This window comes from Providencia sp. 2024EL-00732, assembly GCF_044006275.1.
Classification (GTDB): domain Bacteria; phylum Pseudomonadota; class Gammaproteobacteria; order Enterobacterales; family Enterobacteriaceae; genus Providencia; species Providencia huashanensis.
Genome location: NZ_JBIPDG010000001.1, coordinates 528,806 through 542,004, shown reverse-complemented (window position 1 = coordinate 542,004; position 13,199 = coordinate 528,806). Strand labels below are relative to the sequence as shown.

The 13,199-nt window shown below is 39.7% G+C and carries 12 protein-coding genes; 6 read left to right on the top strand and 6 right to left on the bottom strand.

The annotated features are described in order from the left end of the window. Window positions 1–3 precede the first annotated feature (3 nt). Both ACHB7C_RS02520 and ACHB7C_RS02515 read right to left on the bottom strand, forming a co-directional pair. A complete protein-coding gene (locus ACHB7C_RS02520; protein WP_131679985.1) occupies window positions 4–1,251 on the bottom strand; it encodes an FAD-binding oxidoreductase in 1,248 nt (415 codons plus the stop codon). Window positions 1,252–1,260: 9 nt separating this feature from the next. Further along, window positions 1,261–2,211, bottom strand: coding sequence for a 4-hydroxyproline epimerase (locus ACHB7C_RS02515; protein WP_129465864.1), 951 nt, complete (start codon window positions 2,209–2,211; stop codon window positions 1,261–1,263). A gap of 152 nt (window positions 2,212–2,363) precedes the next feature. Here ACHB7C_RS02515 and ACHB7C_RS02510 point away from each other — a divergent pair, with 152 nt between their 5' ends. The 6 genes from ACHB7C_RS02510 (at window position 2,364) to dauA (ending at window position 9,739) form a co-directional block, all read left to right on the top strand. Continuing rightward, entirely contained in the window at window positions 2,364–3,167 is an 804-nt protein-coding gene (locus ACHB7C_RS02510; RefSeq protein ID WP_042843927.1) for a helix-turn-helix domain-containing protein, read from the top strand. Between the two features lie 236 nt (window positions 3,168–3,403). Next, on the top strand, window positions 3,404–4,027 hold the full coding sequence (locus tag ACHB7C_RS02505; RefSeq protein WP_042843928.1) for a CDP-alcohol phosphatidyltransferase family protein: 624 nt from the start codon (window positions 3,404–3,406) through the stop codon (window positions 4,025–4,027). Window positions 4,028–4,040: 13 nt separating this feature from the next. Further along, window positions 4,041–5,807 (top strand): bifunctional alpha/beta hydrolase/class I SAM-dependent methyltransferase, encoded by a 1,767-nt coding sequence (locus tag ACHB7C_RS02500; protein ID WP_129465862.1) that lies wholly within the window; start codon window positions 4,041–4,043, stop codon window positions 5,805–5,807. A 203-nt stretch (window positions 5,808–6,010) separates the two neighbouring features. After that, window positions 6,011–7,348 (top strand): phosphatase PAP2/dual specificity phosphatase family protein, encoded by a 1,338-nt coding sequence (locus ACHB7C_RS02495; protein ID WP_395346297.1) that lies wholly within the window; start codon window positions 6,011–6,013, stop codon window positions 7,346–7,348. Continuing rightward, window positions 7,348–7,749, top strand: a complete 402-nt coding sequence (locus tag ACHB7C_RS02490) for a hypothetical protein (RefSeq protein ID WP_042843931.1) — start codon at window positions 7,348–7,350, stop codon at window positions 7,747–7,749. Before ACHB7C_RS02495 ends, ACHB7C_RS02490 begins: the two co-directional genes overlap by 1 nt. Window positions 7,750–8,023: 274 nt before the next feature. Then, entirely contained in the window at window positions 8,024–9,739 is a 1,716-nt protein-coding gene (dauA, locus tag ACHB7C_RS02485; protein ID WP_129465861.1) for a C4-dicarboxylic acid transporter DauA, read from the top strand. A 64-nt stretch (window positions 9,740–9,803) separates the two neighbouring features. On the opposite strand, the gene ACHB7C_RS02480 is transcribed toward dauA, so the two are convergent. The 4 genes from ACHB7C_RS02480 to sirB1 are packed head-to-tail and all read right to left on the bottom strand — an operon-like array spanning window position 9,804 to window position 13,185. Next, the gene (locus ACHB7C_RS02480; RefSeq protein WP_129465860.1) at window positions 9,804–10,538 is read right to left on the bottom strand and encodes a tetratricopeptide repeat protein; all 735 of its coding nucleotides are present in this window, start codon (window positions 10,536–10,538) and stop codon (window positions 9,804–9,806) included. Window positions 10,539–10,560: 22 nt separating this feature from the next. After that, window positions 10,561–11,463, bottom strand: coding sequence for a TIGR01212 family radical SAM protein (locus tag ACHB7C_RS02475; protein WP_048607109.1), 903 nt, complete (start codon window positions 11,461–11,463; stop codon window positions 10,561–10,563). A gap of 12 nt (window positions 11,464–11,475) precedes the next feature. Further along, on the bottom strand, window positions 11,476–12,330 hold the full coding sequence (gene kdsA / locus ACHB7C_RS02470) for a 3-deoxy-8-phosphooctulonate synthase (protein WP_042843935.1): 855 nt from the start codon (window positions 12,328–12,330) through the stop codon (window positions 11,476–11,478). Window positions 12,331–12,375: 45 nt separating this feature from the next. Further along, complete coding sequence (gene sirB1, locus ACHB7C_RS02465; RefSeq protein ID WP_042844351.1) at window positions 12,376–13,185, bottom strand: invasion regulator SirB1; 810 nt, start codon at window positions 13,183–13,185, stop codon at window positions 12,376–12,378. Window positions 13,186–13,199: the final 14 nt, after the last annotated feature.

Genomic DNA, 13,199 nt, shown 5'->3' with positions numbered 1-13,199 from the left:
AATTTAAAGAAAACGCTCAATAGAAAACGGACTACAATCGACGGCTGTCGGCTGTTCATGAATAAAACAATTAACTATATCTGCGGTGATAGCCGCTTGGGTTAACCCTAGGTGTTGGTGCCCAAAGGCAAAGATATACGGGCCTTTGTGGTCAATTACGGGTAAAGAATCTGATGTGGAAGGGCGAAACCCCATCCACGGCGTTGATTCTTGGCTATTAAGCGAGGTGGTTAGCATCGGCTCTGCTAAGGGAAGAAAATGATGAGCACGTTGCATATTCGGCGGTCGTTTTAACCCTGCATATTCAACAGTACCCGCAAGGCGTAATCCCCCAGCCATTGGGGTCATAATAAAACGCCTATCCATACTTGAAACAGGAATATTCAGCCGCCGCCCCTCCTGCGGCAACATTAAATGATAACCCCGCTCAGTTTCTAGCGGCACATTAATGCGACTGACCATTCTGACTAATGATTTAGAAAATGCGCCGCCTGCGATCACGACTTTTCGTCCTGAAAATACGCCTTGCGTTGTTGTTACTGTCGCTTCCAAATTTGAAGTTGAAGTAATTTGCGTTACTTCACAGTGGGTTAACACTCGGCCACCCAAATTGATAAACGACTGAGTGAGCCTTGAGTGCAATTCTGCTAAATCAATAACATGCCCAGTATCAGGGTAGAAAATCCCTCCCAACTGGCTTGTTGATAGAGCTGGCTCACGCTGCAATAGTTCAGCTTGTTGAATTAATTGGTTTTTAACACCAATTTTTGTAAGGTATTCACTATGTTCACCCAGCTTATCAAGGGTTTCATTTTTTTCTGCAACCAATAACGACCCTTCCATTTTAACAAGGTCACTAAGTTGCCATTTTTGAATAAAAGTTTGCCACGAATCAAAAGCAGCACGATTCAACGTGGTCAATGTACGGTGGATGTGTGTAAAAGGCTTGTGACGCATATTACCCACCAGCTTACATAACCATGGTGTTAACGGTAATAAGTAGCGCCAATCTAAACGTAAGGGCCCAAGCGGGTCGAGAAGCATTTTCGGAATGGATTTTAACACTGCAGGGTCGGCAATAGGAAATACCTGTTCAGTTGCAATATGCCCTGCATTACCAAACGAAGCTCCAGAGCCAATTTCATGTTTATCAATGAGCAACACATCCGTACCATTAGCTTGCACACTTAGTGCAATACTTAAGCCAATAATACCACCACCGATCACGACTACAGGATATTGATAAGCCATACCATTCCCCTACGAAACCGAAATGCCAAAACGGAATGGGTCTTGCTCATCAATAAGCAAGGTATTTTGACCACTAATGTAAGCGTTGCCTCTAATCGTAGGGATAATCCCATTCGCATCAGCATGCTGAAAACTAGCTTGAAATTGGCTTCCGATAACACTGGCTTGATGCCACACTTCACCAGCCACTAATTTTTTATCCGCAGCAAGGCAAGCTAGTTTTGCACTTGTTCCCGTACCACAAGGTGAACGGTCATAAGCGCCCCCAGGGCAAAGAACAAAACTTTGACTGTTCGCTGTTGGGTGTGAACTAAATAACTCAATATGGTCAATTTCTTGGTTATCTTTACCAAAAACTTTTTGGTCTAATAAGGCTTGTTTTATTTTTAAACAGATTTCTGTCAGTAGGTTTACTTGTTGAAAATTGACTGCAACAGGCGAATTTTCAACTAAGAAAAACCAATTCCCTCCCCAAGCGATATCTCCAGTGATGGTGCCAACTTCAGGGACATCAATCTGTACACCTTTACGATAACGATATGAATAAACATTTTGAATACTCACACTGCCATCCTGATGTAACTCGGCGGTGACTTCGCCTACGGGGGTTTCAATTAAGTGTTTTCCATATGAAATCTGCCCTAAAAAATGCAATGACGCGACTAAGCCAATTGTGCCGTGACCGCACATGCCTAAGTAACCTTCATTGTTGAAGAAAATAACACCAGCTGCGGCAGCTGGGTTTTGCGGCTTACATAGGAGTGCGCCGACAAGAATATCGTTACCTCGAGGCTCTAAAATGGTTGTACGACGCCAATCATCATGATGCTCACGCAGTAACTCTAATCGTGCAGCTATACTTTCATTTCCCAACTCAGGGAAACCGCCGATCACTAAACGCGTTGGTTCTCCGGCGGTATGAGAATCTATAACTTCAATTTTTTTATAATGAGATTGCATTTGTTAGCACCCTATCCACTTTAATTGTTAATAGAATGCTTGATTTTTGTTAACAACTCTTGATATCTTTCCAATCAACTTATGCGTTTTTCTGCACAATCTCAAAATATTTAAGAAAATTAGTTAAATTAATTTAAGAACCGGAGAACAGCATGATCAATTTAAATAAATTATTATTGATTAGTCAGGAAAATATGCTTTTTCCCGTTGATAATATTGATACTTTGCTAAATCACCTAGGTTTAGTGATGCCTCTTATAAATACATTGCCTAATGTGACTTTCTTTGTGAAAGACCATAATGCAAAGTATTTACTTGCGAATGATAATTTAGCCACTCGCTGTAAAATTGAGCATGTTAACCACGTAGTAGGTAAAAGCGCTGAAGATATTTTCCATTCTGAGTTAGGCCAAAGTTATAGTTCACAAGATTATTTAGTGATGGAAAAGAAAATTAGTGTCATCAATAAACTTGAACTTCATCTCTATAAAGTAGGTTTACTGGGTTGGTGTTTAACCACTAAAGTTCCTATTTTTAATACGAATAACCAAGTCATTGGGGTTGCTGGTATTTCAGTTGACCTTCAAGACGCGAAATCAGTGAGTCCAAAACTAAACAACCAACTTAGTCGAGTTGAACGCTACATTAGCGATAACTTTGATACTGCGATTAAAATGACAACGCTTGCGGAAATTTCCGGCTTATCTCTATCCCAATTGAATCGCCAATTTAAAGCTATTTTCTTGATCACTCCTCAGCAATATATTCAAAAAAAGCGTCTTGAACATGCTATTGAATTATTGGAGGATAATTATTCAATCACTGAGATTTCCAGTAAATGTGCCTATGCTGATCACAGTGCGTTTTGCCGTAAATTCAAAGAAATGACAACCATGACGCCTAGCCAATTTAAACGGATGCGAGCAGCCATAGACAGACAAAAAATAATTGCCTAATTAATACTGAACTACTCAGTAAAGATTAGATAATGAAAGTTATTTAACATTCATTGATAATGTTTATTTTATATTTTAATTCAATGAGTTAGTTAACGTCCAATCTCAATTTCTACTCTATTCTCCCTTTTCTATAATATTAACTTAAGATAGCTCTTATTGTGGCTTAAGATGGATCGCGTATTGATATGTCACAAACCTGCATACTATTCGCAGTGATAGGAAAGGATAAACCAATGACAATTTATGATCTGAAACCTAAATTTCAAGATCTACTCCGCCCGCTAGTACGTTACTTATTTAAAGCCGGTGTGACAGCAAACCAAGTGACTATAGCCGCGTTACTTTTATCCGTAATGGTCGGTGCTGTTTTATTTTTCTTCCCCAACCCTCACTTGTTTGCTTTATTACCTTTTATTTTGTTTATTCGGATGGCATTGAATGCGATTGATGGCATGCTAGCCAGAGAACATCAGCAAAAAAGCAACCTTGGTGCATTTTTAAATGAGCTCTGTGATGTCATTTCTGATATCGCTTTATACCTACCATTTATTGTTATTTTTCACTCGTCCTTCTGGTTGATATTATTGATTTTAGTACTGTCAGTATTAACCGAGTTCATCGGTGTCATTGCCCAAGCCATTGGTGCATCACGACGCTATGACGGCCCTATTGGTAAAAGCGACCGTGCGTTTATTTTTGGGGCTCTAGGGTTATTGGTGAGCATATTCCCACACATAGCCTTATCAAACTGGGTTATTTACCTGTTGGTTATTATGTCATTGTTGCTGTTTTATACCTGCTATAACCGTATCCAGCGAGCACTTGCTCAGTTAAATACACCACTGGATAATAAATAATTAAGGAATAATTATGAACGTTCAGACAGATTATCTGACGCAACGCTCCGTTACCGAATCACACTTTACAACTAGCGACCATACCTCTATTTTTTATCGCTATTGGCCAACTGAAACCCCCACTCAGAAAGCTATTGTCTTATTCCATCGCGGTCACGAGCATTCAGGGAGAGTGGCTCATTTAGTTGATGAATTAAATTTACCTGACTTTGCAATGTTCGCATGGGATGCTCGTGGGCATGGTCGAAATGACGGCCCGAGAGGTTATAGCCCCTCATTAAGTACATCTATTAGTGATGTAGATGAATTTATTCGCTATATATCTAGGCAGTATCAGATACCATTAGAAAATATCATTGTTATCGGCCAAAGCGTTGGCGCAGTGCTCGTCTCCTCTTGGGTACATGATTACGCCCCCAAAATCCGCGCAATGGTATTAGCTTCCCCCGCATTTAAAGTTAAATTATATGTCCCATTTGCACGTACTGGCTTAGCTTTAATGCAAAAAGCTCGTGGTTTGTTTTATGTTAATTCGTATGTAAAGGCAAAATTTCTCACCCATGACCAACAAAGAATTGATTCGTTTAATCGTGACCCTTTAATCACTCGCCCTATCGCTGTTAATATTTTACTCGAACTGTACAAAACGGCCGATAGAATCGTCGCAGATGCAGGTGCGATTACATTACCAACCCAATTATTTATTTCAGGTAGTGATCACGTGGTTCACCACCGCCCTCAACACCAATTCTTTGAAAAACTGAATACACCAATTAAAGAAAAACATGTGTTACCCGGTTTTTATCACGATACGTTAGGCGAAAAAGAGCGCCATATTCCTATTGAAAAAATTCGGGATTTTGTCGAAAAACTGTTTAGTTTTCCCCTTTATCAACATAATTACCAATATGAAGACACCTGGAGTGTTAGCGCAGAAAAATACCGCACTCTAATGACCCCGCTCCCTAAATGGTGCCCTAAAAACCTTATGTATAAAACCATGAGCAAATCCATGAGTACGCTTGGAAAAGCCTCTGAAGGGATACGTATTGGTTATGACAAAGGCTTTGATTCTGGTTCAACACTGGATTATGTATATCGTGATAAAGCCCAAGGAAAAGGCTTATTTGGCCGTATTATTGATAGACAATATCTCAATAGCATTGGCTGGCAAGGAATACGCCAACGAAAAGTAAACATTGAAAACATTTTACGCCAAGCTATTCGTGAGCTAAGCGAAAATGGCATACCTGTTCGGATCATGGATATTGCTGCTGGCCAAGGCCGTTATATCTTTGACGCTATTAATGATTATGGCAAAGTCGAATCTGTTTTGTTACGCGATTATAGCTCAGTCAATGTTGAACAAGGCCGTTTACATATTAAGCAACGTTACCTTGAGGATAAGATCCAGTTTATAGAAGGTAATGCATTTGATGCTGACTCCTTAGCTGCGGTAACACCATCACCAACGATAGGTGTAGTCAGTGGTTTATATGAGCTTTTCCCCAGTAATGAGTTAATTAAGCAATCATTAAATGGGCTTTCTCGTGCCATACCTTCAGGCGGTTTACTTATTTATACTTGCCAGCCTTGGCACCCCCAAGTCGAAATGATCGCGCGCGTACTACCAAGCCACCAAGGCGGCCAAGCATGGGTAATGCGTTGCCGAAGCCAAGGCGAAATGGATACATTAGTTGAAGAGGCAGGTTTTGAAAAATTAAACCAATCTATCGATAACTGGGGTATATTCAGTGTATCTATAGCTAGACGCCGCTAATTTACTTTCATAGTAAGTGATTGATAGTATGATTAATTTCGCCATCAATCACTTACCTTTAGCGGCCGTCATTATTGGTTAACATCAACGCTGTTATGTCATGAAAGCTGATTTGAACCGACCTTATACAACATATATACCTATTTATATGGCTATTGTTTATCATTAACCTATTCGTACTTTAAGGAAGATAGCAAAGGACTATGACTGTAATTTCTATTCCTAAACAAGCACCATCACGACGTCAAATTATATTATATGGCTTGTTATGGCTCGCGTTCTTAGCCCCTTTTTTCTTTCTAACTTATGGCCAAGTTAATGCTTATACCGCAACATTAAACCATGTCCCTTCCGTTGTTTTTTCTTGGGAGCCAGAGATCCCTTTTATCCCTTGGACGATCATTCCTTATTGGAGCATCGACCTTCTATATGGGCTATCGCTATTTATTTGCACAACTCGTAAGGAACAAACGATACATGGGTTACGACTCGCCATTGCTTCGGTTGTCGCTTGTATTGGTTTTTTATTATTTCCCCTTAAATTTAGTTTCTCTCGCCCAACGACAGATGGCCTTTTTGGCTGGATGTTTGATAGCTTAGAGTTATTTGACCTACCCTTTAACCAAGCCCCATCATTGCATATTATTTTATTATGGATCTTATGGTTACGATTTCGTGCTCATACACCTAACAAATGGCGTTGGTTGCTCCATAGTTGGTCTGTATTAATTTTAATTTCAGTTCTCACTACTTGGCAGCACCATTTTATTGATGTAATAACTGGCTTTGCTGTTGGCATCATAATTAGTTATTTGTTACCTATGCATACCCGCTGGCAATGGCATTACACGGGTTCTCCTCGTAGCTTCAAAATGAGTAAAAATTATGGCCTAGGGTCAATATTTTGTTTTGCTTTAGCTTTTTTTATTCAAGGTACAGCATGGTTATTACTCTGGCCTGCAATAGCATTATTTTTTATCACTGTAGGCTATTTGGGAGCCGGCGCTAGTGTCTTCCAAAAAACCCCCGACGGCAAAATTTCCCTTTCAGCCGCTATCCTCTTACTGCCTTATCGGCTCATTGCTTGGGGAACCTATCATTACTTTGCTAAACATTGTGCACAACCGAGTATTATCAATGCGTATATTGTTTTGGGAGGGCGCCCGCTTTATCCTTTGCAAACACAAGCCGTTTTAGATATGACTTGCGAATGGCCTCGCAATACTTATAGCGAAGGGCAAGCTTACTGTAGCCAACCACAAATTGATTTGTTACCACTAAGCGCAGAAGATATCGAAAAATCAGTACATAGCATGGACCAGCTAGCAAAATTTGGTACTGTTTACATTCACTGTAAGCTAGGCTATTCACGTAGTGCTACGGTTGCTGTTGCATGGTTAGTCCACCATGGTGATGCAACAAACATAGAAGAAGCAATCGCGTTAGTTGAACAAGCACGGCCACAAGTTATTTTGAATGCGGCAACGAAAGAACAACTAAACTATTGGTATACACAATATCATTTAAATAGAGTGCCATAATGAATACTTTGATGGATAAAAATCATGGCGATATAATTATTGCTTTCACTAATAGCTGGCGCTATTTAGCAACGGGCTCCATTTTATCCTTTATTTGTCAGTTTAGCCTATTCCTCTGTTTAAATTATAATAAATACTATTTATTTATTGCCATAATTATATTTATTATTAGTCATTATTATATTTATCGACTTTGGTTAGATAACCATTTCTTTAAAATTATCTATCACCAAGAAAACACCAAAGCCTTTGATAATACTTTAACTTTTTTATTTCCTAGGAAAACCAAAGACAGAAGTATGGAGCAACGCTGGTACGGCACCAAACAGCTATTTACCCGGGCATTACTGTCAGTACTATTACTTTGGTTATGGTTATTAATTACTGTAGTTACATTATAAGTAAATTAATTAGTGGTGATTAATATATTATTTACTATTAATCACCACTAAAAAACACTAATTAAATATAATTTAAACCGGCAAAATTAAATAGGCGAATAAAATAAAACTGGCTATTTAACATTATAATATAATGGCTTTTTTTACTTTCACCACTGAAAACGTTATGATAATTGCAGATTCATTGATACATAACAGTTTTTTTCAGGTTGCTAAGCGTATCATTATAGATACATTTTCGTTTATTTTTCACCCTGTTATTTGGTAGGGTATAATGAGTACAAAAAAAATTAATAGTTTGCGCCCTTTTAGTGCGCTGATAGATTCTTGTTGGAAAGAAAAATATACCGTTGCCCGCTTAGTTAAAGACTTAATCGCGGGGATTACCGTTGGGATTATCGCAATCCCTTTAGCTATGGCATTAGCGATTGCAAGTGGCGTTCCACCGCAGTATGGGTTATATACTGCAGCAATTGCTGGGGTTATTATTGCCATAACTGGTGGGTCGCGCTACAGCGTTTCAGGGCCAACGGCTGCTTTTGTTGTAATTTTATACCCAGTATCGCAACAGTTTGGGCTAAGTGGGCTACTCGTGGCAACACTGATGTCAGGTATCATACTCCTTGCCATGGGCTTTGCTCGTTTTGGTAAATTTATTGAGTATATCCCTGTTTCCGTTACTTTAGGGTTTACCTCAGGTATCGCAATTACCATAGCAACCATGCAAATAAAAGATTTCTTTGGCTTGCAAATGGAACATGTGCCTGAAAACTATGTTGATAAGCTAATTGCGATTGGGAACACATTTCCAACGCTCCAATACAGTGACACACTCATTGGTTTATCAACCTTATTAGTTCTTATTTTTTGGCCAAAATTAAAATTAGCCTTTCCGGGGCATTTACCCGCTCTGGTTGTTGGTACTATCGTGATGTGGGTACTTTCATTATTTGGTCAAGAAGTGGCGACTATAGGTTCTGAATTTAGCTATTTACTTCCGGATGGCACCGAAGGTAATGGTATTCCGCCTATTCTTCCACAATTTATTTTACCGTGGGAACTCCCAGGAAGCTCACCAATTAGCTGGGGGATGATCACCGCATTAATGCCAGCCGCCTTTTCTATGGCTATTTTAGGTGCAATTGAGTCCCTACTTTGTGCTGTTGTATTAGACAATATGACAGGTAAAAAGCACCATTCAAATAGTGAACTCATTGGCCAAGGTATCGGGAATATTGCAGCGCCATTTTTTGGCGGTATCACAGCAACAGCAGCCATTGCACGCTCTGCGGCTAACGTACGTGCTGGAGCGACATCGCCAATATCTGCCGTGATCCACTCAATATTAGTCATACTCACCTTGCTCGTATTGGCTCCAATGCTTTCTTACCTACCACTCGCAGCAATGTCGGCTTTACTATTAATCGTTGCATGGAACATGAGTGCGGCTGGTAAAGTGATGTACCTAATTAAGCGCGCTCCAAAAGATGACATTATTGTATTAGTTCTTTGTATGTCTTTAACCGTGCTATTTGATATGGTTATTGCTATTACCGTTGGTATCGTTCTTGCTTCATTGCTGTTTATGCGTCGTATCGCCAACATGACTCGCTCAACACAACTTGCTGAAACCGATGAAGAAAAAAGCCGCTTAGTCGTTCGTATTAATGGCCCATTGTTCTTTGCCGCAGCCGAACGCATTTTCGATGAGCTACGGGTAAAAAGTGAAGGCTATGAAAGCATTATCATGCAGTGGGATGCTGTACCAGTTCTTGATGCGGGTGGTTTAGAAGCCTTTGAGAAATTCATAGAAGCGGTACAAAAAGATACACATATTTTAGTCTGTGATATCCCGTTCCAACCATTAAAAACATTAGCTCGCGCTAAAGTTATACCTATTGAAGGTGTATTGAGTTTCCATAACTCAATGGATAATGCATTGGAAGCAGTTAAAGAAATAGAGCAGAGTAAGGCGCCTACCCAAAAGTGACCCTGTAACAATTTAATTCTTTACTCTCGAAACCGCCACGTTAAATCACGTGGCGGTTTTCACATTAATATTCTAAACAAAACATTTCGTTTCCTGCTTTTTTACCTTTCTCACAAGCAAGTTCCCTAAGTTTTTTAGCTTTTTTCGGATCAATTCTTACCGTGCCTGTATTATCTTCAGAAAATTTAAATGCAGCCATCCATTCCGCATAGCCGGGATACGTCATATCATCAGCCTTATCAAACCATTGCTGCGCTTGTTTTTCATCTTTAGGGACACCTTGACCATCTAAATAGATAACCCCTAACCAAATTGGGGCAGTAAAATAATCAGGATTATTAAGAGCAACCACTTCATTAAGTAAATTCACTGACTGTGCGTAGTCTGTTTTACCAGCAGTTGGGTTAATTAAAGACTCTGCTAGGCTAATTTTCCCTCTAATACTGCCCAACTCAACCGCTTTTTTTGCATTTTTCCTTGCTTCAATAAACTCATCTTTAAAATAACTATCATTTAATAAGCTAATATCAGCCAATAATGCATATCCATCCGCATTACCATTCTTAGCTGCTTCATTGGCCCACAAGCGAGCACTATTGAGGTTTTGTAAAACACCTAAACCAGAAAAATACATCTCGGCTAATTGATATTGTGCTAATGCATCATTATTAATTGCTTTTTGCTGTGTCTGGGTAAAAACCTGCTTATCTTCGGGTGTAATATCTAGTTGAGCAACAGAATGAAAAGAAATAAAAAAAACAGAGGATACTATAATAGCTGTGTGATTTATCCGTAACATAAAATACTCTCATTAAAATAAATTAAAGTGCAGAACCTTGCCCGCCATTTTTTAAAAAATACTGATATAAATTATTCATTCCAACCCAATGATTTTCACACCACAAAGGTGCCAATAAGGTAGGTTTCCTTGCGCTAGCACTAATGCGGTGATAAACAATTTCAGGTGGTGTATAACGGATCATTTCCCCTGCAATTTGAGTATATTCATCAAGAGAAAGTGTTGCTAAGCGCCCTGCTCTCCAGCCTTTAGCCATCACACTGCCTTCGACGATATGTAATGGATGAAGTTTAATTCCATCAGTACCACAATTGAGTACTTTTTCGAGTGTCTGCATGTTCATTTGCATATTCTCACCCGGTAAACCACAAATTAAATGGGTGCAGACTTTTAGCCCTAATCGGCGGGCTTTTTGTGTAGTCTGCTGATAAGCAGCAAACCCATGACCACGGTTAATGCGATGCAATGTTTTATCATGGCCGCTTTGTAGTCCTAGTTCGAGCCAAATTTCATAGCCTTGTTCTTTATATTCGCTCAATAAAGATAATACAGAGTCGGGAACGCAGTCTGGACGAGTACCAACACACAGGCCAATAATATCCGCTTGCTGTAATGCCTCTTCATATAACTTCTTGAGTAGGCTCACTTCTGCATAAGTACTTGTATAAGCTTGAAAATAAGCAAGATAGCGCTTTGCTCGAGAAATGCGGGAGACTTGATGATTAATTTGCTCGCTAATTGTTTGCGAAGATTGGCTTTCATCTGAAAAGGAAGCGACATTACAAAACGTACAACCGCCTCGACCGAGAGTACCATCACGGTTTGGGCAACTAAAACCACCATGTAACGTGATTTTATAAATTTTTTCACCATATCGACGCTGTAAATCAGCGCCGAACATGGAAACAACTTCAGTTAGTTGCATGTCACGTCTGATTTAGCGACTTGTATCTAACTCAGGGAAGCTTTTAACAACTTCATCAATTGCTTTCATTTGCTTCAGGAATGGTTCTAATTTATCTAAAGGCAGTGCTGATGGGCCATCACAACGTGCATTGTCTGGGTCTGGATGCGCTTCAAGGAATAACCCGGCGATCCCCACCGCCATACCCGCTCTAGCTAACTCTGCAACTTGCCCACGACGACCACCCGATGCCGCTCCAAATGGGTCACGACACTGTAAGGCATGCGTCACATCGAAAATGACAGGGCAACCTTTAGAAGATTGAACCATCACGTTAAAACCTAGCATATCAACGACTAAGTTATCATAACCAAAGTTTGCACCACGATCGCAAAGAATAATTTTATCGTTACCGCCTTCAATAAATTTCTCAACGATATTACCCATTTGCCCTGGGCTAATAAATTGTGGTTTCTTAATATTAATGACTGCATCCGTTTTTGCCATAGCAGCGACAAGGTCGGTCTGACGCGCCAAAAAAGCAGGTAATTGGATAACATCGACCACTTCAGCTACAGGTGCAGCCTGTGCCGGTTCATGGACATCCGTAATGATTTTAACGCCAAAGGTTTGTTTCAGTTCTTGGAAGATTTTCATCCCTTCTTCAAGACCTGGTCCACGATATGAATGTATTGATGAACGATTAGCCTTGTCAAATGAGGCTTTAAATACGTAAGGGACCCCCAGTTTTTGCGTCACAGTGACATAATGCTCACACACTTTCATCGCCATATCACGAGATTCAAGCACATTCATTCCGCCAAATAACACAAACGGCAAGTCGTTCGCGACATTGATATCACCAATATTGACTACTTTCTGTTGCATACTCTTACCTTTAATATTTAGACAGGCTATCTGTCTGTACGTTAATTAATGTAATATGACTGGATGGTTATCCAATGAGTAAATTTGTATTTTAATCATTTCAGATACGGGGTCTTCTGGGCAATGTTCAATAAAGTAATTGAGATCACTTAATGCCACATGGTTGCAATCTAAATGTGCAAGTATTAGCCCACGATCACGAATTTCATAAGGGTCTTCTGGGTCGAGTGTCAGTAGCGTTTCGCAAACTTTAAGCGCTAACTCCATCTTTTTCTCTTCCATTAGCGCTGCTTTTAATGTGTCAAAGATTTTACGAATAACAACACTATTTTCTGCGGTCTCAAGTTGGTCATAAAAAAACTCAGAAAAAGGGTCAACGGTGCCCTTTAACCACATATTAAGAGTATGCAATGATAATGAATCGCCATTTACAGGGTTAATAACCCACTGTGAACCATCATTTTTTTCTGCAATGAACAATAATTGTGTCGGGAAAATCGCTGGCGCTATCTCTATACCTAAACGCTCTGCAATATATAAAAAAAGCGAACCTAGGGATACGGGCGTCCCTTGCTTGGAAGATAATACTTTATCAAGCCACAACATATCAGACAGTGAATAAATCCCTTCTGCCGGGCCAAATGACCAATCCCGATAGAACAAAGTAATAAGTTGTTCAATTTTTGACTCATTATCAGCTTGTAAATCAATAGCTGTTTGTGCCGCTGAAACTAAACTATCTAACTGAGCTTGCACTTTCATTAGTGGAAAATCATGGCGGATACATTGTGAAACGGCCATGATCCCTTCACTTAAGGGGAGTTGGTTAAATTCTATATTCGCTATGGTTTTCATTACATTTCCACTGC